The sequence below is a fragment of the Bacteroides oleiciplenus YIT 12058 genome, from assembly GCF_000315485.1.
Lineage (GTDB): Bacteria > Bacteroidota > Bacteroidia > Bacteroidales > Bacteroidaceae > Bacteroides > Bacteroides oleiciplenus.
Genome location: NZ_JH992943.1, coordinates 584,019 through 609,060, shown reverse-complemented (window position 1 = coordinate 609,060; position 25,042 = coordinate 584,019). Strand labels below are relative to the sequence as shown.

General features: G+C 41.1%; 25 protein-coding genes and 1 pseudogene. 8 read left to right on the top strand and 18 right to left on the bottom strand.

Annotated features, from left to right (window positions below; all coding sequences use genetic code 11):
• Positions 1-52: 52 nt before the first annotated feature.
• Positions 53-1,285, bottom strand: a complete 1,233-nt coding sequence (locus HMPREF9447_RS18825) for a site-specific integrase (protein WP_009131365.1) — start codon at positions 1,283-1,285, stop codon at positions 53-55.
• Between the two features lie 195 nt (positions 1,286-1,480).
• On the opposite strand from HMPREF9447_RS18825, the gene galB reads away from it, so the two are divergent.
• Positions 1,481-4,102: a beta-galactosidase GalB gene (gene galB, locus HMPREF9447_RS18820; protein WP_009131364.1), complete on the top strand. Its 2,622-nt coding sequence runs from the start codon at positions 1,481-1,483 to the stop codon at positions 4,100-4,102.
• A gap of 353 nt (positions 4,103-4,455) precedes the next feature.
• Here the strand turns inward: galB and HMPREF9447_RS18815 are convergent, their stop codons facing one another.
• Both HMPREF9447_RS18815 and HMPREF9447_RS18810 read right to left on the bottom strand, forming a co-directional pair.
• A complete protein-coding gene (locus HMPREF9447_RS18815; protein ID WP_009131363.1) occupies positions 4,456-4,941 on the bottom strand; it encodes a copper resistance protein NlpE N-terminal domain-containing protein in 486 nt (161 codons plus the stop codon).
• A 40-nt stretch (positions 4,942-4,981) separates the two neighbouring features.
• Positions 4,982-6,274, bottom strand: coding sequence for a hemolysin family protein (locus tag HMPREF9447_RS18810; protein WP_009131362.1), 1,293 nt, complete (start codon positions 6,272-6,274; stop codon positions 4,982-4,984).
• A 98-nt stretch (positions 6,275-6,372) separates the two neighbouring features.
• Between HMPREF9447_RS18810 and HMPREF9447_RS18805 the strand changes: the two genes are divergently transcribed.
• Positions 6,373-7,191 (top strand): alpha/beta hydrolase, encoded by an 819-nt coding sequence (locus HMPREF9447_RS18805; RefSeq protein WP_009131361.1) that lies wholly within the window; start codon positions 6,373-6,375, stop codon positions 7,189-7,191.
• Positions 7,192-7,196: 5 nt separating this feature from the next.
• Here HMPREF9447_RS18805 and HMPREF9447_RS18800 read toward each other — a convergent pair whose 3' ends face one another.
• Both HMPREF9447_RS18800 and HMPREF9447_RS18795 read right to left on the bottom strand, forming a co-directional pair.
• A complete protein-coding gene (locus tag HMPREF9447_RS18800) occupies positions 7,197-8,075 on the bottom strand; it encodes a DUF4595 domain-containing protein (protein WP_009131360.1) in 879 nt (292 codons plus the stop codon).
• A gap of 6 nt (positions 8,076-8,081) precedes the next feature.
• A complete protein-coding gene (locus tag HMPREF9447_RS18795; RefSeq protein ID WP_009131359.1) occupies positions 8,082-9,434 on the bottom strand; it encodes a S41 family peptidase in 1,353 nt (450 codons plus the stop codon).
• Positions 9,435-9,590: 156 nt separating this feature from the next.
• Between HMPREF9447_RS18795 and HMPREF9447_RS18790 the strand changes: the two genes are divergently transcribed.
• Both HMPREF9447_RS18790 and mnmA read left to right on the top strand, forming a co-directional pair.
• A complete protein-coding gene (locus tag HMPREF9447_RS18790; protein WP_009131358.1) occupies positions 9,591-10,877 on the top strand; it encodes an O-acetylhomoserine aminocarboxypropyltransferase/cysteine synthase family protein in 1,287 nt (428 codons plus the stop codon).
• A gap of 26 nt (positions 10,878-10,903) precedes the next feature.
• Entirely contained in the window at positions 10,904-11,965 is a 1,062-nt protein-coding gene (mnmA, locus tag HMPREF9447_RS18785) for a tRNA 2-thiouridine(34) synthase MnmA (protein ID WP_009131357.1), read from the top strand.
• 202 nt (positions 11,966-12,167) lie between these two features.
• Here the strand turns inward: mnmA and HMPREF9447_RS18780 are convergent, their stop codons facing one another.
• From HMPREF9447_RS18780 to nhaC, 3 genes are all read right to left on the bottom strand, one after another.
• Positions 12,168-12,827, bottom strand: coding sequence for a response regulator transcription factor (locus HMPREF9447_RS18780; protein WP_044138462.1), 660 nt, complete (start codon positions 12,825-12,827; stop codon positions 12,168-12,170).
• Positions 12,828-12,917: 90 nt separating this feature from the next.
• On the bottom strand, positions 12,918-13,508 hold the full coding sequence (locus tag HMPREF9447_RS18775; RefSeq protein ID WP_009131355.1) for a DUF4251 domain-containing protein: 591 nt from the start codon (positions 13,506-13,508) through the stop codon (positions 12,918-12,920).
• Positions 13,509-13,562: 54 nt separating this feature from the next.
• On the bottom strand, positions 13,563-14,990 hold the full coding sequence (gene nhaC / locus HMPREF9447_RS18770; RefSeq protein WP_085938351.1) for a Na+/H+ antiporter NhaC: 1,428 nt from the start codon (positions 14,988-14,990) through the stop codon (positions 13,563-13,565).
• A 169-nt stretch (positions 14,991-15,159) separates the two neighbouring features.
• On the opposite strand from nhaC, the gene HMPREF9447_RS18765 reads away from it, so the two are divergent.
• Complete coding sequence (locus HMPREF9447_RS18765) at positions 15,160-16,233, top strand: sugar kinase (RefSeq protein WP_009131353.1); 1,074 nt, start codon at positions 15,160-15,162, stop codon at positions 16,231-16,233.
• A gap of 21 nt (positions 16,234-16,254) precedes the next feature.
• Here HMPREF9447_RS18765 and HMPREF9447_RS18760 read toward each other — a convergent pair whose 3' ends face one another.
• On the bottom strand, positions 16,255-17,223 hold the full coding sequence (locus HMPREF9447_RS18760) for a DUF6807 domain-containing protein (RefSeq protein WP_009131352.1): 969 nt from the start codon (positions 17,221-17,223) through the stop codon (positions 16,255-16,257).
• 242 nt (positions 17,224-17,465) lie between these two features.
• Here HMPREF9447_RS18760 and HMPREF9447_RS18755 point away from each other — a divergent pair, with 242 nt between their 5' ends.
• Genes HMPREF9447_RS18755 through creD form a run of 3 tightly spaced genes read left to right on the top strand, consistent with a single transcriptional unit; the run spans position 17,466 to position 19,752 of the window.
• A complete protein-coding gene (locus tag HMPREF9447_RS18755; protein ID WP_009131351.1) occupies positions 17,466-18,053 on the top strand; it encodes a hypothetical protein in 588 nt (195 codons plus the stop codon).
• Positions 18,054-18,350, top strand: coding sequence for a winged helix-turn-helix domain-containing protein (locus HMPREF9447_RS18750; protein ID WP_009131350.1), 297 nt, complete (start codon positions 18,054-18,056; stop codon positions 18,348-18,350).
• A gap of 16 nt (positions 18,351-18,366) precedes the next feature.
• Positions 18,367-19,752, top strand: coding sequence for a cell envelope integrity protein CreD (gene creD / locus HMPREF9447_RS18745; RefSeq protein WP_009131349.1), 1,386 nt, complete (start codon positions 18,367-18,369; stop codon positions 19,750-19,752).
• 368 nt (positions 19,753-20,120) lie between these two features.
• Here creD and HMPREF9447_RS28830 read toward each other — a convergent pair whose 3' ends face one another.
• The 9 genes and pseudogenes from HMPREF9447_RS28830 to HMPREF9447_RS18700 form a co-directional block, all read right to left on the bottom strand.
• Positions 20,121-20,279 carry a hypothetical protein gene (locus HMPREF9447_RS28830; RefSeq protein ID WP_009131348.1) on the bottom strand — a complete coding sequence of 53 codons (159 nt, stop codon included), beginning with the start codon at positions 20,277-20,279 and terminating at the stop codon, positions 20,121-20,123.
• Positions 20,280-20,391: 112 nt separating this feature from the next.
• Positions 20,392-20,568: pseudogene (locus tag HMPREF9447_RS18735) on the bottom strand (GGGtGRT protein); the annotation flags it as partial.
• Between the two features lie 138 nt (positions 20,569-20,706).
• Positions 20,707-21,045 (bottom strand): HepT-like ribonuclease domain-containing protein, encoded by a 339-nt coding sequence (locus HMPREF9447_RS18730; protein ID WP_009131347.1) that lies wholly within the window; start codon positions 21,043-21,045, stop codon positions 20,707-20,709.
• Entirely contained in the window at positions 21,038-21,337 is a 300-nt protein-coding gene (locus HMPREF9447_RS18725; protein WP_009131346.1) for a nucleotidyltransferase family protein, read from the bottom strand. Before HMPREF9447_RS18725 ends, HMPREF9447_RS18730 begins: the two co-directional genes overlap by 8 nt.
• 84 nt (positions 21,338-21,421) lie before the next feature.
• Positions 21,422-21,718 (bottom strand): hypothetical protein, encoded by a 297-nt coding sequence (locus tag HMPREF9447_RS27465; protein WP_009131345.1) that lies wholly within the window; start codon positions 21,716-21,718, stop codon positions 21,422-21,424.
• 99 nt (positions 21,719-21,817) lie between these two features.
• Positions 21,818-22,219, bottom strand: a complete 402-nt coding sequence (locus tag HMPREF9447_RS18715) for a hypothetical protein (protein ID WP_009131344.1) — start codon at positions 22,217-22,219, stop codon at positions 21,818-21,820.
• Positions 22,220-22,732: 513 nt separating this feature from the next.
• Positions 22,733-23,182, bottom strand: coding sequence for a lipocalin-like domain-containing protein (locus tag HMPREF9447_RS18710; protein WP_009131343.1), 450 nt, complete (start codon positions 23,180-23,182; stop codon positions 22,733-22,735).
• Positions 23,183-23,191: 9 nt separating this feature from the next.
• Positions 23,192-24,268, bottom strand: a complete 1,077-nt coding sequence (locus HMPREF9447_RS18705; protein ID WP_009131342.1) for a penicillin-binding transpeptidase domain-containing protein — start codon at positions 24,266-24,268, stop codon at positions 23,192-23,194.
• Positions 24,261-25,040, bottom strand: a complete 780-nt coding sequence (locus HMPREF9447_RS18700; protein ID WP_009131341.1) for a hypothetical protein — start codon at positions 25,038-25,040, stop codon at positions 24,261-24,263. The genes HMPREF9447_RS18705 and HMPREF9447_RS18700 overlap by 8 nt, the downstream gene beginning before the upstream one ends.
• Positions 25,041-25,042 lie beyond the last annotated feature (2 nt).

Genomic DNA, 25,042 nt, shown 5'->3' with positions numbered 1-25,042 from the left:
ATCGATTCTTTCTCCAGCTATGGAACATGCTATTTACATATATATCATTGTTTCATATATCAAATTGGGTTAAGAGTATTGAATTCTTTTTTCTCTCTTCAGCCTCGAAACTGGCGAGATAATTTTCCGTGATTGCTAAGTTGGAGTGTCCGAGGCTTTCTGATATATAAGCTATGTTGACACCACTACGTTTTAATACAGTAGCGAATGAATGGCGGGCTGAATAGGTGGTGATTCGTGGAATACCTGTTCTGCAAGATATTTTATAAAGAATCTGATTGCACTCGGTGATTACTTCTCTTACAAGTTTTACTTTCTCGAACGGATTTTCTATTCCGGTGGCAAAAGGGAAGATATAAGTTTCCGATGAGGTAGGAGGGTTACCCCATTTCTTGATTATTCTTTGCATTTCAGGAGTAATGACCGCGTGGATAATCTTACTTCGTTTAGTGTTCCGAGCTGTCTTTGCACGTATGAAGCAGATTTCTCCATTGATGATATTGGAATATTGCAGGTATAGTAAATCACGAAAATTGATGCCGTTGCATAGATAAGAAAAGAACCAGAGATCACGGTACATTTCTGTTTTTTTTGTTCCATCGGTATATGTGACTATTTTCTTTATTTCTTCCAGATTTAATGCCAGTTTACGTCCACATCCGACAGGTATTTCATATTTCCCTTTTCCAAAAGGATATTGGCTTTCTTTGATGACCCCGTCTTTACGAGCTATATTAAGGATACATTTCAGATTCCGGAAGTAGAAACCCATACTGGAATAGCTGATACCTGATGCGGATAAGTGACGCTCAAAACGGTTTAGCCAGTTGATTGTTATTTCATGAAAAGAGATATGTTTTCCGGCGAATTGTTCGATTTTATTTAGTGCACCTTTGTAAGAAAGATAAGTATTTGCCTGCCCGTTGTCTTTTAATTCTTCCAGTTTTTTTAAGAATAAAGTGTTGAGTGATAATTCTGAGTATTTGCCTAAACGAGCATTTAATGTATCAAAGTGGAACTCTCCTTGAAAAGACAGAATTTCGACCTGTAGTTTGATTAGTGAAAAGCTGTTTTCAATGTTACGCCGTATCTCAGATAGTTGGCGGCTTTTGGCATGTGGTAGTCTCTCCCAGTCTTGGATAGAAACCGCTTGACCACTGGAGTAGTACTTCTGTTTTCTGTTGTAGATGACTTGTACCTTTATCGGGAACAGCCCGTTCTTTTTTTGTTTTCTTTTGTCTAACACTGTGAGCACAGAAACTCCATCCTTAGAATACTTGTACATGGCTTTTTAAATTTGTTGGTTATTAACTATAAATAGGTTTTATATTTAGTGACATACAATTTACATGCAAAGATGATAAATACAACTAATAGTGGAAGACTTTTGAGACGGTATTGATAGAAACATAGATAATATTGATAATCATGTATCTTTCCATTTCCTATTTTTGTAATGCTAATAATTTAATAGAATATTATGAAACACAGATTTCTTGTTTTACTGAGTTTGACGCTCTTTTTTGGACAGAATATTATTTGTGCAGATGCACCGGCGGTGCGTGAGCGTATTAACATCAATCGTGATTGGCGTTATCTGGAGAATGATCCGGCTGGAGTAGATTCTGCTTTACATTACTTTCAGCTGAAACCCTATTTGCTGCCATGTGCCAATGATTTTATTATATTCGGGAAAAAACATCAAAGACCTGAAGGCAATCCGGGAGCAAGTGTAGCTTATGTAAAGCCTGATTTTGATGATAGTGGTTGGAGGCAGCTAAATCTTCCTCATGACTGGGCAATTGAAGGACCTTTCAACATTGATTATACAGGTTCAACTGGTAAATTGCCTTATTGGGGAATACGCTGGTATCGTAAAACGTTTGAATCTGTGGAGAGTGATGCTGGGAAACAAATCTATCTTGATATTGATGGAGCCATGTCGTATGCTTCTATCTGGTGTAATGGACAATATGTAGGAGGCTGGCCTTATGGTTATGCTTCTTTTCGTCTTGATTTGACACCATATATTAAGGTAGGACAAAAGAATGTGCTGGCTATCCGGTTGGATAATCCGGATGATACTTCACGTTGGTACCCGGGCAGTGGTATTTATCGGAATGTGTGGTTAGTTAAAACGTCTCCTATACATGTGGAGCAATGGGGAACTTTTGTGCGAAATGTGCGAATCAATTCGGAAAATGCTATCATGGAAATGGGAGTGAATGTTGAGAATCGTACTGAAAAAGATGTTCAGGTAGAGTTGCAGACGAGTATTTATCTGCAGGATGAGAATGGACATCCGGTAGGCGAAGAGGTATCTCAGAGTGTCGCAAAGAACATCACAATCCAAAAAGACAGTTGGGCGAGTACCCGTTTTCAATTTGAAGTCGCTAATCCGAAGTTATGGGATGTCGATACACCAAATTGCTATGTAGTAGTCAGCCGGGTATTTAAGGACGGGCAGGAGGTAGATAATTATAAAACTCCTTTTGGAATCCGTGAAATAAAGTTCACCCATGACCAAGGATTTATGCTGAATGGGCGTAAGGTTCCTATCAAAGGAGTGTGTATGCATCATGATTTAGGTGCTTTAGGTGCCGCTTTTAATGAAGTGGCTGCCGAAAGACAGTTGCGTATAATGAAAGAGATGGGTGTAAATGCTATCCGGACTTCTCATAATCCGCCTGCACCGGAGTTAGTTTCCCTCTGTGATCGCATGGGATTAATGATGCAACTGGAATTGACAGATACCTGGCAAAAGGGCAAACGCAAGAATGATTATAATATTCTTTTTGATGATTGGAATGAAGCGGACATGCGCTCAATGGTGCGTCATTATCGCAATCATCCTTCTGTCATTATGTGGAGTATAGGTAATGAAGTGCCCGATCAAATGACCGATCAAGGAATTATAATAGCTCGTAATCTGACAGCTTACTGCCATGATGAAGACCCAACACGTCCTACATCCCTTGGATGTAATAAACGGGATGCTATTTTTCGGGATATTGTAAATCAGGTAGATATATTCGGCTTGAACTATTTCCACAAAACTTATCCGCTTTTTAAAGAGCAGAATCCGACTCGCCGTTATCATGCTAGTGAAACTTCTTCTGCAACGAGTTCCCGTGGGGAGTATTTCTTTCCGGTAACGACGGATGTCAATGATAGTCGTTCAGGTTTCCAACTTTCATCGTATGATATGACAACTATTGGTTGGGGATGTGCTCCTGAAGCTCAATTCAAAATGAATGAAGAGTATCCGTTCATGAGTGGAGAGTTTGTGTGGACAGGGTTCGATTATCTGGGCGAGCCTACTCCTTATAATAAAGATCTTACTAATTTGTTGAACTTCAGTGACTCGGGTGAGTTGGAGAAAGCCCGGAAAGAATTGGAAGAGTTGGGTAAGATTAAGACACCTTCCCGTAGCTCATATTTCGGTATTGTTGATTTATGTGGCTTTCCGAAAGATCGCTATTACAATTATAAGAGCTATTGGCGTCCTGATGTGCCGACTGTACATATATTGCCTCACTGGAATTGGGAGGAACGGGTAGGTGAAATGACTCCGGTTCATATTTATACTTCGGGTGATGCTGTGGAATTATTCTTGAATGGTAAATCATTGGGGCGTAGAGAGAAGGTTCATTCTTACGATCGTTTGATTTGGGATGACGTACGTTATGAACCGGGTACGTTGAAAGCGATAGCCTATAAGAATGGACAGAAATGGGCAGAAGAAGTAGTGGAAACAACTGGAATGCCGGCTACTTTGCAGATGACACCGGAAAAGACCGTACTAAGAAATGATGGTACAGATTTGTTATTTATCAGAGTGGCTGTTGTTGACTCCAAAGGCCGTGTCGTACCCCGATCTAAGAATCATTTGAAGTTTTCGGTTAGCGGTCCTGCCGAGATAGTAGCTACTGATAATGGAGATGCAACAAGTTTATTACCTTTCCAATTATCAGAGAGAGAGGCTTATAATGGGTTGGCTTTGGTCATTTTGCGTGGTAGGTATATGGAACAGGGAAAAGTTGTCCTGACTGTAGAGTCTAAAGGGCTTTCCAAGCAAAAAGTTGTATTGAAGGTGGAGTAATACATTGTTGTTGCTACATATGAATAAAAAGCGGATGTCTCACAACAGCCGCTTTTCAATAAACAATCTACCTAAAATAACCTATAAGAATACCTATTGCCAACTAACTATGAATTTAAAAAGCCTATGATTCTAATTTCTATATTGCGAGTATGATATGATTGTCTTCATTTATCTGATAGGACAAAGGTACGTGTTACAAGAATAGAAGACTTAAAATATTGTTCCAATCGTTATATATATTGTTCCAATCAGTATATTTTGGTGGGAGAAATGGGGAAATAAAAAAAATAGCACAAAAAAGAGGAGCTAAACACTCTATTTAGCTCCTCTTACATGAAAGGTTTTGCTGATTATTTCTTCACTTGAATAATATCGTAGTTCAGGTCGCTGACAGCTTCCTGCAAACTATCATTGACCAAACGCAGAGTTGTATCGTTCACTACTACAAAGTAGACGGGAGCGTCACCATCATTCGGTGTTAGTTTGTAGGCTGTCTTTGGTTTGTTGTTCACTGTCTTTTTGATGACTTGTTTCTTACCTTTGGAAGTGAAGCTCTTGTTCTGTCCCTGACCTTCTGCATCCAGATAAGTCATTACCAGTGTATAGCCGCTTTCTCCGTCAGGACCTACACTGTCCACGCTCAATACATATTGGATACCCGGACCGTCGGCAGCAGGAAGGAGACCTTCATATACGGCTACGGCAGAAGAGTCATTTCCGGCAACAGCCATTACGCCTTCGCCTTCATCTACAGCTGTATTATTGTTCTGAGTTCCTTTTGATTGGCAGGATACCAATGCAGCAGCGATAGCTGCAATCATCATTACTTTTTTCATTGCTTTAATGGTTTAAGTTAATATATAAAATGCAATTTAGCTATTCTTCCTCTTCTTTTTTGATGACGAGTAGTTTGTCCACTCGTCCACGGTCCATGTCCACAACTTCGAACTGCAGGTTCTTGTAGCTGAACAATTCTCCGGCTTTCGGCACCCGTCCGATGAGGAACATGGCGAGTCCGCTCAGTGTGGTAAAATCTTCTTCTTTCAGGTCATCGTAGCTCAGGATTCCCATCTCCTCCATAAAATCATCTATATTCATGGAGGCTTCAACGAGCATCGAACCATCCTGCCGCATGACGATCTCTTCTTCTTCTGTTTCGTTCTCTTCAAGAATGTCTCCGAAGATGCTTTCTGTCAGGTCGTGCAGGGTGATGATACCTGCGGTGTTACCATACTCGTCTACAACAACTCCGAACTTATTTTTGTTCTTCTTAAATACCTCTAAAACTTTCTTTGCATATAAACTTTCCGGAATAAACAGGGGGGGACGGGCTATACTGCGTAAATCAAATGGTTCTTCGCTGCCTAACATCAGGATGATATCTTTGACGGATACCACACCGATAATATCATCTTTTCCCTTTTCTACCAATAGATATTTGCTGAAATGTTGCTCACGGATGATTTGCAGTACTTCTTCATGTGTATGCGTAGGATGCAGTACGACGATGTCGCGACGGTAAGTCATCAGTTCATTGGCACGCTTATCCGAGAAGCGGAATACATCCCGCAGCATTTCGGTTTCTTCCTTATCAATAACACCTTGTTCCGAACTTTGATGCAGAATCATTTTCAGTTCATCCTGTGTCATGGTGCGTTCTTCTCCATTATTCAAACCAATCAGTTTATTCATGATTTTGGTGGAGAAGCTGAGCAGGGCAACGAAGGGATAAGAAACCTTGGTTAGTATAATCATAACCGGGCTGAGCAGAGTTGCATAGCGTTCCGGATTACTCAAGGCAATGGATTTGGGAACCAACTCACCGATGATGAGTGAAAGGTAGGTAATGATTGCCACCGTTGTAATCATGGCAAGGTCTTTGGCATAAGGAGCTGCTCCTGGAATAGAAGCAAACAACGGAGCTACGTTGTCGGCAATGGCAACACCACCGAAGGCACCGGATACAATGCCGATGAGAGTGATGCCGATTTGAATGGTAGAAAGAAACTTTTCGGGCTCTTCCAATTGTTTCAGTACGCCTTTGGCTCTTTTGTTTCCCTTGCCGGCAAGGGTTTCGAGTCGTGCTTTGCTGGACGATACCAATGCTATTTCATACATAGCAAAAACGCCGTTCAACACTAATAAAAGTACAATAATAATAAATTCCATATAGGTTTTGAATAGTTTTATGTTGCAAACATACTAATTTTTTGAATTTTATTACTAATATTGCCGCCTATTATAGAGATTATTAATGAATGAAAAACATGAAAAGAAAACAGATTTTATTTAGCATTTTGTTGCTGTTCGTTGCTGTTGCGGTGCAGGCGGCACGAGTAGATACGGTGATGGTGAAAAGCCCGTCTATGAATAAAGAGGTGCAGGTGGTGTATGTGCTTCCTGATAAGGCATTAGGAGGGAAGACAGAGGCTTGTCCGGTGATTTATTTGTTGCATGGTTATGGTGGCAATGCGCGTACCTGGATGGGAATTAAACCGGAGTTGCCCAAAATTGCGGATGAGAAAGGAATCATTTTCGTATGTCCCGATGGTAAAAACAGTTGGTACTGGGATAGCCCAAAAAATCCGGCATACCGTTATGAAACATTTGTAAGCTCAGAACTGGTGAATTATACCGATAAAAACTACACTACTATTCCTGATAGAAAAGCACGTGCCATTACCGGCTTGAGTATGGGCGGGCATGGAGCATTGTGGCTGGCAATCCGTCATAACGATACGTTTGGTGCAGGAGGAAGCACCAGTGGGGGAGTTGACATCCGTCCGTTTCCGAAGAATTGGGAGATGAACTTGCAACTGGGTGAATACGAAGCTGACAAGGCTTTATGGGATCAGCACACGGTTATCACTCAGATTGATAAGATAAAGGATGGTGATCTCGCATTAATTATTGATTGTGGCGAACAGGACTTCTTCCTGAAAGTGAACAAAGCATTACACGAAAGTCTTCTGGAGAAGAAAATCAGTCATGACTTTATTACCCGTCCCGGTGCACATAATGGTCAATATTGGAATAATTCCATTGATTACCAAATTCTTTTCTTTGATAAGTTCTTTAAGAGATAATATTCTTATTTATTTTCCATTATATAGTCTATGGTGCGAGTAAGGGTGTGGACTTTGCCTCTATCGTCGTAGTATTTTGTAGTCTCTTCATATGAAATGTCGATACCTTTTTGGGTGAAGTCATAAGCGTAGGTAGTGGTTTCCTGGCTCTCACTGTTTCCATCCGGTACGAGCTGGGTAATCAGAGTATTGTATGCATCTCCCAAAAACTTTCCATATACAGCCGCGGTATGGAGTGAAAGGGGGTATAGCTCTACCAGAAACAAAAATGGTATCTCTGATTTGTTGGCTATTTCATTGCCTACGGATGTGCTGGCTGTATAGGTTTGCTCGTAAGAGTCTACCTGTTCCGTGATGCGCAATGCTCTGAAATTGCTGTAATCTATATTGATAGCGGAGTAAGGTTGATTTCCATTCAATGTTTCCGTTATAGTCTTCAGAAAATATTTTCCTTCTGTATTGATTAGATAGTCGAACGTGTAAGAACGTATTTTTCCATTTGTTTCCTGACGTACACAACTGATGGCATAGCCGTTATCATCTAGTGTATAAGTAGATACATTATTTATTTCGTCTGTCACTATCGCCTTATGATCCTCATAAACAACATTAGTAGTATTTTCTATCTTAAACTGTTCTCCTCCGGCTACGAAACTTTGCATTATTGTAAAGTCTGTCAGCCTGCCGGTGGCATTATAGTTATAGGTTTGGGTAACAGTGACAGCCGGTACGTTCGGTTCTTGCTTGACTTCCGTTAATTCTATTTTCGAGAAATTAGTTACGGGATATTTGGGCTCATCGGGTATGCCCGAACCTTCATCACTATCACTACAAGCTGTCAATGCTCCAATAAAGAGCAAGGCTGCGAAAATGTTTTTCTTCATATTGATTTATTTAATTATAAGGCCACTGCGGAAGGTGCGTTTTACTTTCACACTTTTCACAGCTGTCATTTGCGTTTCAGGTTCCGGTTCCGGCTCGGGTTCAGGAAGCACGATGCTGCCGTCGATGATACCTAATGCGGCACTTAGCAGTTCTTCATTTGGATCACCCAGCGGCAATACCTTAGCAAAATCGCTCAGTGCACTGACTGCATAGTCAGGAGTGAAGCCACTGGCATAATCGGCTTCGCCTTCGGAATTGAATACCTCGCACACAACGGGACGGAGCACCCACAGGAATTTATTGCTCGGGAAACTTTCTGTGGCTACAACTTCTCCTTTGGTGTTGCCGCCTACTATCACTATGTCCATATAAGGTTTCAAGCAATTAATCAGCATCTCTGAAGCTGCAGCAGTTGTTGTGGTGGTGAGGATATATACTTTCGGCAGATTTAAGTTGGCGCCTCCTTGTAGGAGTTGGGGATCGAGCGTCAGTTCACGGTCCTTGGCTGCCCGTTTCTGGCTGTATAGCAGTGAGGCAAAAGGACTGCCCAGTTTGTCGGCAGGTGCCAGTATGCTTGCCAGCAGTTGTACACTCTCCATTGCTCCACCGGCATTGTAACGCAGGTCGAGAACGAAATCTGTTATATTATTATCTTTATAGTATTGGGAGAGGCGAAGTAATTCATTGTTATAGTCTGTACTGAAACTGTTATAGACCAGATAACCTACATTCAGGGTTCCGCCGGTGAGGATGCCGTAAGTGGGTATGACAACATCTTCCACTGGGCGGGAAGCAGGCAAATAGGCCTCACGGTAGGATTGAATGATACCCACTTTTTCGCCTTCTTCATTTTCCTGGCTACTATATTTTCCCAATAATAGCTTTTGGTTTTCACCTTCGTTCAGTAATGACTCGGTTTTCTTGGTGATATAATCATCATTAATCATCATAATCCACTCACCTCGTACCAGACCGATTTCGGCGGCGGGAGATTCGGGTATGACGTACGTAATCAATGCATTATAAGCAGTGTCATTGTCAGCAATGCGATATAGCGTATAGTCGAAACCATAGCTTGGCGGAGGAGTGGCATACAATGTATCGACGCTGGAATATCCTTTATCGAGCGGAGATTTTATTTTATCCAGAAAAGCTGCCGGGTCGAGGAAGTAATTCAGCTCTTTGGAGGCGGGGATGTCTTCAAACCAAAGATATTCTTCGCGCATGATGCTGTCTATCCACAAATCGCGTCCGGTCCACTTGTAGTATTCCGGCCAACGGTCTACTCCACAAGAGAATAAGCTTGTCATTGCAAGGACTCCCAATAGTAGGAAAAGCTGTATATTCCTTCTTCTCATCTGTATCTATCGTTTGGTTTTCGTTGCAAATTTAGCGAATAGTTTGTTTATCTACCATAAATGTGGTATAAAATTCCCTATCTTGTGCCATTGCCCATGTCAGGACATCCACTTATCTTTGCACTCAATCAATTAATCCTAAAAAATACAACGACAATGGAAACAAAGAAATTGCATTTCGAGACGCTTCAACTCCACGTAGGACAAGAACAACCCGACCCGGCTACCGATGCACGTGCCGTGCCCATTTACCAAACTACTTCATACGTATTTCGCAACTCTGCCCATGCCGCCGCACGCTTCGGCCTGCAAGATGCGGGCAACATTTACGGTAGGCTGACAAACTCCACGCAAGGTGTGTTCGAGGCTCGTGTAGCTGCACTGGAAGGTGGGGTTGCTGCACTGGCGGTTGCCTCGGGAGCTGCTGCCGTCACTTATGCTTTCGAGAATATCACCCGTGCCGGAGATCATATTGTTTCGGCCAAGACCATCTACGGAGGTACCTATAATCTGTTGGCGCATACCTTGCCGGCCTACGGAGTGACCACCACTTTTGTAGACCCCACGGAACTCTCGAACTTTGAGAAGGCGATACAAGAGAATACGAAAGCCGTATTTATCGAAACTCTGGGCAATCCCAATTCCAATATCATTGATATTGATGCCATTGCCGAAATAGCCCATCGCCACCGGATTCCATTGATTATTGATAATACGTTCGGTACTCCTTACCTGATACGTCCCATAGAGCACGGGGCGGATATCGTAGTCCATTCTGCTACGAAGTTCATCGGCGGTCATGGCACGTCCTTGGGCGGTGTGATTGTGGATAGCGGTAAGTTCGACTGGGTGGCTTCCGGCAAGTTCCCCCAACTCACCGAACCGGAACCTTGCTATCATGGCGTACGGTTTACGGATGCTGCGGGGGCTGCGGCTTATGTTACACGTATCCGCGCCGTGTTGCTTCGTGACACGGGGGCTACTATTAGCCCGTTCAACGCATTCATTCTGTTGCAGGGACTGGAAACGCTTTCCCTCCGTGTGGAACGTCATGTGGAGAATGCCTTGAAGGTGGTTGATTTCCTGAAGAAGCACCCTAAAGTGGCAGCGGTCAATCATCCGTCATTGCCGGAACATCCGGACCATGCATTGTATGAGAAATATTTTCCGGGTGGAGCAGGCTCTATCTTTACTTTCGAGGTGAAAGGCGGAGTGAAAGAAGCACATACATTTATTGATAGCTTGCAGATATTCTCACTTCTGGCGAATGTGGCAGATGTCAAGTCTCTCGTCATTCATCCTGCTACCACCACCCATTCGCAACTGAATGAGCAGGAACTGGAAGAGCAAGGCATCAAGCCGGGAACTATCCGTTTGTCCATCGGTACGGAACACATTGCTGATTTGCTGGACGACTTGTCTCAGGCATTAAATAAGATTTAAAAGAACGATAACTACTCTTTAACTAAATGAATATTGCTGTTTTATTATCAGGAGGTGTCGACAGTTCTGTTGTCGTACACCTTCTTTGTGAACAGGGTCACCGTCCGTCTCTATTTTACATTAAGATAGGAATGGACGGTACCGATTATGTGGATTGCTCGGCCGAAGAAGATTGGGAGATGGCTTCGGCTGTTGCCCGCCGTTATGGCTTGCCGTTGGAGATGATAGATTTGCAGAACGAATATTGGGAACAGGTAGCTGCCTATGCCATTGATAAAATCCGTCGCGGCTTGACTCCCAATCCTGATGTGATGTGCAACCGGTTCATCAAATTCGGTTGTTTCGAGCAGAAGGTAGGCAAGGAATTTGACTTTACCGCCACCGGCCATTATGCCACTACCATCAGTAAGGACGGGAAGATATGGCTGGGCACAGCCGTAGACCCGGTAAAAGACCAAACTGATTTCCTCGCTCAGATTGATTACCTGCAAGTTTCCAAACTAATGTTTCCCTTGGGCGGGTTGATGAAACAGGAAGTACGGGACATTGCCCGCATGGCAGGATTGCCCACTGCCCGCCGTCGTGACAGTCAGGGCATCTGCTTTCTGGGCAAGATTAACTATAATGACTTTGTCCGCCGTTTCCTTGGCGAGCGCGAAGGGGATATTGTGGAGTGGGAAAGCGGTAAGAAGGTCGGTGCGCATCGTGGATATTGGTTTCATACTATCGGGCAGCGTAAAGGTCTGGGGCTGAGTGGCGGTCCCTGGTTTGTTATTCGGAAGGATATTGAAGAAAATGTGCTTTATGTTTCTCGCGGATACGACACACAATGGCAATACGGTCGGGAATTCAAAATGCACGATTTCCATTTTATTACAGAAAATCCCTGGCAGGAGGATAAAGAAGTGGATGTTACTTTTAAAATCCGGCACACACCGGAGTTTATGAAAGGGAAATTAATGCGGGAGGGAGAGGCCTATCGCATCATTTCCGTTGATAATCTGCAAGGCATCGCTCCGGGACAATTCGGCGTAGTTTATGATGAGGCTTCCCGGATATGTATCGGCAGTGGGGAAATCTGTGTCTGAAGGTTGGTTATGCATAAGCCATCGGAGTGTTCGCTTCTGCATAGCTCTGAGTTAAATGATAATAGCCAATGTCCGGGATGGAGAAGGGATGAGTCTGGGAGTGAGCATATCATCAATACGGATGATGGGTATCATCAATGCCGATGATGCCTACCATCAATGCCATTGATGATACGATCAGTCCTAATGAGATTATGGCTGATTATATATAGTATTCTACCAGATCTAAAATCCCTGCCTTCATCGCATATTTAGTGGCCTCGTGCGCATTATTCACCCCTAACTTGCGGAATATGTTTTTGCGGTGGCTGTTTACCGTATGGAAACTAAGATTCTTCTCCGCTGCAATCTCCTTTGTAGTTTTTCCTAAAGCGATTTCTTTGAGCACACTACGCTCAGCGGGCGTCAGTAAATCATCTTTCAGCGTCGGGCGGGCGGGAGAAGCGTTGTTGCCGGATAACAACAGATTACTCACATGATTACAAATGAACCGTTCTTTCCTCGAAGCACATTGCAGTGCGGATAGTATTTCTTCTTTTGAATTATCCTTTAGTACCACCCCAAACGACATACTACTGAATAATACCTGCCGCAGAAACTCCATGCTCAATTCGTCTGAGAAAAGTAACCAGTCTGCTTCTTTAAATCGCTCATGCAGTACTATCAGCTCGTCTGCTCCCGAAAAGTCAAACAGCGTATAGTCCAGTATTACTACTGCTTGCGGATGTAAGCGCAGTTGCTGAACCAATTCTCCCTTGTTGTCTGCTTCCAGCAACAGGGCAGTGTCTTTTTGCCTGCTTAGCAAGAACATCATACCTGCTTTGGTGATGTCCTGATTGTCTGCGATGATAAATTCTCTCATATCGGGTACAAAGATAAAAAAACTCCGCTGCAAATGTACACTTTTTTAGTAACTTGCAGCGGAGTGGAAATATATATATTGTAAAGGGCTTTACCAAGAACGTCCCTTGAAGATACTGGATTGGTCTAACGGAACCAGATTACCGCTCAACGTCATAGTGTTGGAGTTGAAGTTCGGGCTGATGGTTACACTGGCATTGTTGCCACCGTTGGTCAGCGTAATAAAAATCTGTGCCGAAATACCGATACCCTGGATGCTGAACTGGCAGTTTACATTACCTCTTTTATCGGTAGTGATTTTCATATCCGAAGTTGTTCCGTCTACAGTTACACCACCAATACCGTTAGGACCGGGATATACGGTGTTGAATGCTACTTGCACGGTACCACGTCCCTGGTTTACTAATACGAAGTTGGTGTTGGAGTTTACGAAAGCCGTCTGTCCGTTGCGGAACATCACCTGGTCAGCTTCCAGTACAAATTGGTGGGCTTTCAATGCTGCCACAGCGTCATCATACGAAATGGCGTCGGCTACTTGCTCTTCAGCTTTCAGGCGGGCGCGTTCAGCGTCTCTTTGAGCCTTACGGTCTGCGCGGCGTTCCGCTCTACTTTCTTGTGCATACATGGCGGTCGTTGCCGCACTCATCATTACTAATGCTACTAATGCAATTAACTTTTTCATAATTCTTTAATGTTTAGGTTTTACGATTCTTGTTCGTTTATTGCAAAACAACCTTTATTCGGGATTGTTCACGGGACGCTTCACAATTTTATATCCGATGGCTGCAACTAAGATGCTCATCAGCGGGCTGATAATGTTGAAAAAGCAATAGGGAAGGTACGTCAGGGTAGATACGTTCAATATCGTTGCCTGCGTCATTCCACAGGTATTCCAGGGTATCAAAGGTGAAGTGACGGTGACGGCATCTTCTGTTGTACGGCTTAACAACCTATTCTCATATCCTTTTTTCTCATAAATGTTGCGGAACATATTTCCGGTAAGGATGATACTGATATATTGGTCGGCAGTGGTGAGGTTGAGAAACAATCCCGAACAGACTGTTGAGGTCACCACACTGACCCTTCCTTTCATGAAGCGTACAAAGACGGATGTAATGCTACCCAGCATGCCGCTTGCCGTCATTGCACCTCCGAAGCACATGGCACAAAGTATCAGCCAGACCGTATCCATCATACCCGCCATGCCACGGGTGGAAACAAGGTCGGTCAGCATCGTGTTTCCTGTATTCAGGCTGGTGCTTCCATAGAATGTCATCATTGCACCTTTAAATATATTACTCCCTTCGGCAATTTCCCGAAGCAAATCCGGCTGGAAGATAATAGCGCATATCCCTGCCAGCATAGTAGAGAGGAATAAGGTGATAATGGACGGAGTTTTCCGGGCAATAAGTATTCCGGTCACTATGGGGACAATCAGCAACCAGGGAGTGATGGTGAATGTATCTTTCAGCGAAACGGCAAAGTCGGCCATGTGTTCCGTAGAACGGGTTTCGATAACGAAACCCATCACGGTGAAGATAATCAGTGTGATAATCAATGACGGCGTAGTCGTAATCAGCATATAGCGTATATGCCGGAACAAAGGTACATCTGTTATGGAAGAAGCGAGTATGGTGGTTTCTGACAATGGAGAAATCTTATCGCCGAAATAGGCGCCGGAGATGATAGCACCCGCTATCCAGCCCTCATTGAACCCCTGTGCCTTACCGATACCCATCAAGGCGATACCAATGGTGGCGATTGTCGTCCACGAACTACCCGTCATCACTGAAATCAGTGCGCAGATGATGCAGGTGGATGCCAGGAAGAAATCGGGATGGATGATCTGCATACCATAATATATAAGGGTAGGGACGATGCCGCTTATCATCCATGCACCGCTCAGTGCGCCGATAATCAGCAAGATGATGATGGCAGTGGCAACTCCGGCAATATTATTGGTAATGGCGAGTTCATAATCTCTCCAGGGGACGCGGTAAAAGGCTATACCTATAAATGCGCAGAAAGCTGTCGTGGTCAGCAAGGAGATCTGACTGCCGCCTCCCAGAGCATCGCTTCCGAATGTGTGTATTGTGGCAAATAACATTCCTACCAACAGTGCGATGGGCAGGAGAGATACTAAAGGAGAGGGGATTTTCTTCAATGAACTCATTCTGTTTGTTATATCAGTTAAAACTTTGCAAAGTTACAACAAATCCGGTTATTATGTTTTATCCCTGCTTTCCCGCCAATAAATATTATTATATCTTTGCGTTTGCTTGGAATAAAAATACAGCTTTGACGTTTAGTTAATCAATTTTATTGACACCTTTATGAATAAGAAACAAATAGCTACCCATAAGAAAGTGGTTACCTTCGGTGAGATAATGCTGAGGCTGACTGCTCCTGATTTCCTTCGTTTTTCACAAACCAATCAGATGATAGCTACCTATGGTGGCAGTGAAGCCAACGTAGCCGTATCACTGGCCAACTTCGGTATCCCTACAGAATTTGTCACGCGTCTGCCGGACAATGCAGTGGCTCGTGCCTGCATCGCTTCACTCCGTGCCAATGGTTTAGGTACCGAGGGGATTGTTTGGGGAGGTAAGCGTATGGGGCTTTATTTTCTGGAAAGTGGTGCCGCCTTCCGCAACTCCAATGTTGTTTACGACCGCGAAGGTTCTTCCTTTGCCACCTTGCGTCCCGGTATGATTGACTGGGAAAAGATATTCTCCGATGCAGGTTGGTTTCATTGGTCGGGTATTGCCGCCGCCCTTTCACAAGAAGGTGCTGATGCTTGCCGCGAAGCTCTTGAGATAGCCGACCGCATGGGGCTGACTATTTCCTGTGATCTCAATTTTCGTAAGAAACTCTGGAATTATGGTCGCTCAGCAGCCGAAGTCATGCAGCCTTTGGTGCAATACAGTGACGTCATCTTCGGAGCCGAACCGGAATATAAGGAAATGCTTGGCATCCAACCTGTCGGTTTCAAAGCCATCAATGCTGCCGATACTTCTTTTGAAGCTAATCTCCCTGCTTTCGAAGATTTCGGTCGTCAGGTAGTGGAGCTTGTGCCTCGTTGTCAAAAAGCTTTCCTGGAATTACGCAATTCTATTACTTCTAATCATAACTTGCTGGCTGCCGTCCTCTATTCTGATGGCACATTGAAGCATACCGGCATTTATGATATCGAATGTGAAGTGGATCGCGTAGGTGCCGGTGATGCTTTTGTTGGTGGCATGATTTATGGTCTGATCACCTATCCCGATGATGACCAGAAAGCATTGGAGTATGCCCTTGCCGCTTCTGCGTTGAAGAATACCGTATACGGTGATTTTAATCATGTGACGGTAGAAGAAGTAGAGAGTCTGATGCAGGGAAATACATCCGGGAGAGTGTCACGATAAGACAGTATCCTCCGAAATATATCAGATGATCTCTTGTGCAAGAGCTTCGGCAGTGGAGGCGTTTATAGGTTCGTCCAGCACATAGATCCGATAGGAAAGACGTAATTCCTGGTCGGGATGCAAAGTAAATGACTGACGTTTGGTTGGAGAGAAGTTCCACATCAGGTCGCCCCGGGAATTATTGGCTTTTTCGTCCCATACCCGTAGCGGTTCCGGATAGTTCAAATTGGAAGGATAAGGGACAATCAGGATGCATGCATCGTCTTTGCCGGGCTTCTTCTGAAAGTAGCACCAGCGGGCCAGCGCCCCGTCAGCCTTGTCACGATTGAGCCCTTCGGATGTGAGCATCTCGGCTGTTTGTCCGTTCCAGCTTTCGCATACACGGATGCAAATGCCTCCATAGCGATAGCTTTCCAATACTATAGGAGCAGAAGTGGCACAACGAAGCGTGGTGTGATAGTCAATGTAATATCCCCGTTGTTTAGCTTTTCCCACGCGGATTTTCAAATGCTCGGTCATCGCTACTTTTTCTTGTGAGGAGTCGGGATATGCCACATGGTCGAGCACAGCGGAAAATCCATCGGGCTGCACTTCAGTGAACCGACGAAAACGAACCGTACCTTCTTTCTTATAAAGATTCCAGAAATCAATTTCCTTTTCTTCGAATGTGGTCTTTGTCCAGGCATACCACAAGCCGAAATGGTGATAATGGTCGGATGGGGAGCAATTGGTCAGTATCTCACCCTCCAACGTACGTAAGGGGTGAATGAATCCGCTTCGTTTATAAACAGTGTCTACGCCCTGTGGTGGATAGGTTACGGCATAATTGTAAGTAAACAAGTGCTTTCCATCCATTGTATACTCCAGTGCTCTGTTTGTATCTACCACAGAAAATGGAGTGTGCATAGAAGAACATGAACTGAAAAGCACGAATATACTTAAATGGAATAGAGATAAAATGATGCTCTTTGTTTCAGTGTATTTATACATGGTTATCAATGAATTGTTGGTAGTATAAAGTTGGCAGTAGCTATGCGGGCATCGCTATTTTCGCAATTTAATCCGCAATAAGCTATTAATTGTTTCATCATTAGGCTATAACTATTGATATTTGATTGATTGCAAATATAGTAATTTTTGGCGGGGTTAGTTTTATCGAGAATATTTTTTCTCAATATTCTTTGCTTCTTTGATTTTTTATCTTTTACTTTGCAGTACAAAGTACTTTTTATATGGATAAGAACAAAGCATTAGAATCAGTAAATGAGATAAAGGAGTTGATGGAAAAATCCTCCAAGTTTGTATCTCTCAGTGGAATGACGGCTGTTTTAGCCGGTATGTACGCATTAGTTGGTGCCTGCATAGCCAATAATTTATTAAAGTCAGGAGACAACCGGGAGGAGTTGATTATGGTGGCCTCGTTGGTGTTGACGGCTTCTGTAATCACCGCTTGCATCCTGTCCTGTTATAAAGCGAGGAAAACAGGACAAAAGCTATTCAGTAAATTAACGTATCGCATTGCTTGGAATTTCGTACTTCCGTTGTTGACGGGAGGGCTGTTCTGCATAGCCCTGTTGCTACATGAAATCTATGGATTGGTATCCTCCGTTATGTTATTGTTTTATGGACTTTCCCTGGTAAATGTTTCAAAGTTTACCTACTCTAATGTAGCTTGGCTGGGATATGCATTCCTCTGTCTGGGTATTGTAGACTGCTTTTTTGAAGGACATGGCTTGCTGTTCTGGACAATTGGTTTCGGCGGGTTCCATGTCTTATATGGAGTGTTGTTTTATTTGCAGTACGAAAGGAAAAGGAAATAAATGATAGAGGCATTTCAAAATATAAATAAGGTATTTGAAAGCAAAGTTCGCTTAGGTATTATGGCAGTCCTGATGGTAAATGAGGACGTGGACTTCAATACCCTGAAAGAGTTGCTTTCACTGACGGACGGTAATCTGGCAAGCCACACGAGGGCTTTGGAAGAACTGGGTTATGTCGTTTGCCAAAAGACCTTTGTGGGACGGAAGCCAAAAACCTCTTTTCAGGCTACTTCTGAAGGGAAAAAAGCTTTTAAGGCTCATATTGAGGCATTGGAGAATTTTCTGAAATCAACTTAATTAATACTATTCTATTATGGAAAATTTGAACGACAATTTGAATGATGACTTTAATGGCAATCTGAATGAAAGTCTGAATGAAACAAAGAGGCAGGCGAGTGGCTGTTTGCACCGTTTCTCGAAATCAATTAAAGTGGTGATTATTGCTTTTCTGGTGCTGTTACTGCTGATTCCGATGTTTATGATTGAAAACATGATTTCGGAGCGCGGACGTACGCAGACGGATGCTATTGCAGAAGTCGGGCAGAAATGGAGTCTGGCACAGACCATTACAGGACCTTACCTTAACTTGAAATACCCTATTACCCATGAGGAGAATGGAGTACAGAAAGTATCTATGGGGAATGTTACTTTATTCCCGGATGAACTGTCTGTGGATGGGCAATTGCAGACCGAAATCCTTCAGCGAGGGATTTATAAGGTGAATGTGTATCAGTCGGAACTTCTTATTAAAGGATATTTTAGTTCAGAAGAACTTCGGAAAAACAATGTGGATATGGATGTGCTTCAGTACGACAGAGCAGCTATTTGCTTGAATCTGACTGATATGCGCGGGCTTAGTGAGCAAGTCAGTATTACATTGAATGACTCTGTCTATATGTTCGAGCCAGGAATGGACGGACGGGGTATCGATAATATGGGTGTTCATGCTATTGTAGACCTCTCGGCTTTGAAGGGAGACAAGAAATTGCCTTATGAAATGAAGATTAAGCTGAAAGGCTCCCAGTCCATTAACTTCACTCCGTTGGGCAAAACCACAAAAGTCAGCCTGAAAGCAAATTGGAATACTCCGAGCTTTGACGGCAATTACTTGCCGGAAAAACGGGAGATTACCGAGAAAGATTTCTCAGCACAATGGCAGGTACTGAATCTTAATAGAAATTATTCGCAGGTGCTTGTTAATTATCAGAATGCCAGTATCAAAGATATTGAAAATTCCAATTTTGGTGTGAATCTGAAAATGCCTGTAGAGCAATATCAGCAGTCCATGCGCTCTACTAAATATGCCGTCTTGATAATCTTGTTGACCTTTATGGTGATATTTTTCACTGAAATTCTGGAAAAGACCCGTATTCATGCTTTGCAGTATCTATTGGTAGGGTTGGCACTTTGCTTGTTCTATAGTTTGTTGCTTTCCATGTCTGAGCATATCGGTTTCAGTATGGCTTATTTGGTGGCATCAGTACTTACTATTGTTTTGGTAGGAGGGTATATGCTGGGCATCATCAAGAGGAAAAAGCCGGCTTTCATTATGATAGGTCTGCTCAGTGTTCTTTATATTTATGTTTTCATTCTTATCCAGTTGGAGACTTTCGCTCTGCTTGCCGGCAGTCTTGGATTATTCGTGATATTGGCTATGGTGATGTACTTCTCCAAAAAGATTGATTGGTTCAATGAGTAAACTAAATTAAGATTCTATATATTTTGTAGAAGGATGCCCGGAAAGAGATTTTATAAAGCTATTCTCTTCCGGGTATCTTTTATGTAATTTTGGTCTGTTTCTCTTCCCTCTCCCTACCTGAGCTGTATCTGTTCCGTGTCTTCTCCGTATATTCTCCGTATCCTTAGGGAAGGAGTAGGTACGGCCTTGGTACGGACCGGGTACGGACCGGATACGGGGAGGAGATGGAATTGGTCAAAATGTCTGATCCTTTAGGAGTGTGGTTCTCTTAATCGTATTTGTGTATCAATGAAATATAAATCATTATCTATTCCGCAGAGTACAATGAGATAAGGCAATCCACTGTCTATTGGCATCAGCAAATTTCTTTAACTCTTCAATTTGCTTTCTCTTATAGCTCTCTGCTTGTTCAGCATTTCTTGTTGTTTCTTTACATCTTCTGGTGATACAGGCTGCTTGCTCCAAAAGGCTATTGATTGGCGAGTGCGCTCTATCCATTCTTTGTGAAATTCGTTGATATATTCCATAATCTTTTGAATTATGAGTTTATGCAAGGGTAGCAATTTTTTCAGATTACTACAAAAAAACTCCTGCAATCATCAAGACTACAGGAGTTCATTTATTTAGAGTTGTTTAGACTTACTTGCTCAAAGCCTGAGCTACGTCAACCGCACAAGCCACTGTACATCCTACCATCGGGTTGTTACCGATACCCAGGAATCCCATCATTTCTACGTGAGCAGGAACTGATGAAGAACCAGCGAACTGAGCGTCTGAGTGCATACGGCCCATTGTATCTGTCATACCATAAGAAGCAGCGACACAGCATCCCTGTAAACCAATCAATAGTAATTGTAAATGATTGTTCTACAGATAAATATCCAATGTTTTAAAGAACGCTCCAGATTATAAATCTCTGTATTTTGAATAAGTGGTCGTGAATAAGTCACAACCTTATGAATTTAATAACAATATAACTTCATTTCTTAGTTTGGGAAGATGATTGATAACCATACTCCAAAGAACATCTACAGATAGGCTATCATAGCCATGTATGATATAGTTTCGTGCATCTACTATCTTACGAGAGTTAGTAATGGCTATATCTTTATCAACCTTCAATATCCTGTTCATAGCTTCGCCAATGATTTCAATATTCCTTTCTACTGCACGCCTAAGGCATAGGTTACTATAGAAATCATCATATAATTTAGGATTACTGCCAAAGAAACTTTCCACTTCTTCAATGGCAGTCAAAATATCCTGCAAATGCTTCATTATAATATCATCCATAGATTAATGTTTTAGTGGCATCCACATTCTTTTTAAGATAAGGATTCTTAATGGTCTGTTCTTCCAGTAAGTCTATTTCTCTACCTAATATATCTTCTAAGGAGTATTTAAAATCAAAATAGTTATCAAAGTAGTCACTCACTTCTGATTTATTGAAATCAACCACTAAATCAATATCACTTTTATCGCTAAAGCGATTGGTAAGGATAGAACCAAACACAAACAGCTTATGTACCTTATGCTTTTTACACAGGTCTATAATCTTTTGGATGTTGTTCTCTATCAGTTTCATAATGATTGTCTCCTTTGCATACAAAGGTAGTCAAAATGTGGGAAATAACAAGAGAATACACTTTGATTATGATATAAGTAATTGCTAAAGTAGCTTATTTAGTTCTATTAATAGGTAGGCATACCTGCCTTTTCCTTTGTCTGCAACACGTGACAGAATTTTGTAGCTTCTTTCTTTACGATTGAACTCTACTAAGTCTTCGCTTCCATCTGGATTAGCTAAATGGATATTCCCTTTGTTATCTCTATAAGGTATAGCAATCCCTTTGCTCCATCCTTCTAAGTAAATGCGTTCCACTTCCTTGCTTACTTCCTCATTTACCTGTTTGATGGTCTTACCATTAGATAGTTTGATATTTTCTATTTCAGCGTATTCACACATGACTTTTGTAAATTTGATGATATTTCTTTTAGGAATTTATCATTGTTAAATACTCCTTTGAATACATTCTACTTTATAACGTCTCTTTTGTTACTCGTACTAATCCCAATCTATACAATCAATATCATCTAATTCACCACTTCGCCATAGGTCAAAATCAAGTCCTCCCATTTCATAATACCTGTTCCTTAAAGCACTATCCCTTTCTTGTTGTTCATAATCAATCATTTCTCTATTATTTTCAGCCAGTTCTTCATCTGTGTAGAAATCAGATATTGATATAGTTTTACGTATGTTATAGAGAGATAGCTGTTTTATTCTTTTTTTTTCATTTGGATATAATTGCTGTAGTTCATAAAAGACTGTTCTGTCTAAGAGAAATTTGTCATTTCTTTTAACGAGGTAGTTAAAGTATGCTGGATTTTCTTTCCATATTTCATTAATTATCTTTCCTTTTAGTTTGCCAAAGGGGATGGTATCTTGAAGTTTTAATAGTTCCATGTCTTTTATTTAATTAGTTGGTTACTCGTAGCAAACTTAAGAACTTTTTTTGTAGTAGCATATTTTAGTATGCTGTAATATGTTAATTACTTGTCATTTGCCAAACGAAATATCGCTTTACTATGAAAATTGTATATTTTTTAATTCTGTCAGCAATGTTCTATACTCCTTATTTCATTCATTAATTTATTTCTTTCCAATCTGTTTTTGTCTTTCTGAATAACAGATATTCATAATAATTGAGTTTGAAATTTGTATTGGTAATCTGGTTGTAGAAGTATCTGAATACAGTTCTATCATACTTTTGTAGCGAAGATGTTATTTCAATTGATAGTTGGTATCGTATGAATTGAGGTCTTGAATGATAGTCTGAAATATCCTTATTAAGGTACTATGTTCTAAATGTATCTGTTGTGTAGTGATTTCTTATTGGCTAAGGTTACAAGAAAAAAAACAGCAAATGAGTTAATTCTCAAATGCTGTTCTTGATAATCTGGTTAGGTGTGTAAGGTACTACTTCGTTATCTTCTTATAGGTAGTAGTTGTAATATCATCCAGTTCTTCGCCACCATCATCTGTGTTGTCCCAATCCTCAAAGGCAAGAATTAGCTTATTGGCTGTAAGTTCATTTACTGTAAGAACGTCAGAATAGCCATCGTTGTAAGTAACAGTTAGCTTGTTGTCCTTTAACGTCCAACGTGCAGGTGTAGTACCATCATATTCAATACAAGTGCCATCTGCTTTAAATTCCCATGAACCATTAGTATAGGCTTCATCAGAAGTAACTACTTCTTTGCCATTTACGATTTCATGAGTTTTTTGCCAAGTAGACTGCCATTTGCCAATTAGATTAGCTTGTTCAATTACAGGCTTATCCTCATTATCATCATCTTTACTACATGATGATAAACTAACACACACTACAGCCATTACTAAGACTGCTAAGATTCTAAATGTTTTCATTTGAGTTAATTATTTGAGATTAATAATGTATTCTGCAATTTGTCTAAATATGTCACCTGCCATTAACCCACCACTTACAGGTAATCCAGTCTTATTAATAGATACAATGATACTATACTTTGGATTATCAGCAGGGAAGTAGCCATAAAACTCTGCTGCATACTCATTCTTAGTACTATCTTCATTAGTAGTTAGCAAAGTAGTACCTTGTATTCCTGCTATTGCTGCTTTATCAGAGTATGCAGGCTTTCCTAATCCATCAGTAATATTAAATAGTAATGCTTGTTTCAAGCTATCAATACTCACTTTACTTGCTATCTGTGGATTGATAACTATTATACTATCCTTATATAGTTGAGGCGTTATCATTCTGCCATTATTGGCAATGGCATTATAAAAGGTTAGGATTTGGACTGGTGCAATAGATAAGTTATACCCAATACAAGTAAATGCCAAGTCAGTATCACGCCAAATGGAATCTTTAGTCATAAATCGAATGGGATGCAGTTCTTCAAAGTATTTTAGCTTGTCTAAATCTCCCATACCCATTTGGTGTAAACGTGTTACGTAACTCATTGGATTATCTTTAAATGCTTCCAATGTAGCCTTTACTGTGGCAATATTAGAATTACAAGCCAATCCCTGCTTTACTGTAATCTCACCATATCCACCTCTATTCCAGTTGTGGTCTTTAATTGCTCCACCTTTGAATGAGTAAATTCCATTTCCAGTATCAACTGCATCATCCAATTTTACCTTACCAGTTTCTAAAGCTGCCAATATAGATATGGGGTTCATTAGTCCTGTAGGTCTTTGTATGCTGAATTTGTTACAAGGTTGATAATTTGTACTATCTTTTCTTGTAAGTCCAACCAGTGTTTTAATATGTCCTGTTTGAACTTCCATTATAATGACTTGTCCAGATAGAGCATTGATTTCAGATAGCTTGTTTTCTAAGATAGAGGTAACATTTACCTGCATAGTACTATCTATTGTAGATATTTGTACTACTTCCTTTTGTTTGTACTGACATGATACAAAGAGAATCCCTGTGATCCAACAGCTTAAAAATATTAATTTAATCATTGTATTGTATCGTTCTTGTTCTTAGTAAATTGAAAATATTATTTCGATATTGCCTCATTTCTATCCAATTTCCATATTCATCATATTTATATTCATAGGTAATGATTATTTCTACTCCATTGTCACAATATTGCATATAAATCGTGTTATTATAACTATCATCTTTATATGCGCTTACTTCTCTTTTGCTATTCACCTTATCTGTGGTAATTATTTTAACACATTGGTTCAAGTTGTTATATATAAATTCTTTGATTAAAATTTCTTGCCCTTGTGAATTTAATGTTGTTTTCTTAGTGATTTGGTTAAGATTATTATATTCATAATAACTAATATCCCCATTATAATCAATAAATTTGTACTTATATCCTTTTTCATTGTATAAATACAGGTACTTATAGGTGCTTTGGGAATATTCTGTATATATTGATTCAATTAAATCATTTCTTGAATTATATACATGAATTTCATTGGATTTATATTTCCCATCCATTTCATATTCCACACATTTCCAGACAGATTTCTCTTTGGTTTTCATTGTGAATTCACCTTTTTTCCTAGTTTTATACCCTTCTCTAAACGTGTGATGAATGATTGCTTCATGCTCAAATAAAGCCCCATTCTTATATATAGCTTTCTCTTCTGTAGTCAATACTTCTACTTGTATTTCTTGAGTGGAGAACCACTTTGAAATATAGCTCTTCTTTATAGAGTATGTGTTTTCAATAATACAAGAGATTAATTCTATCTTATTTAAGTTGTAGCTTTCCATTG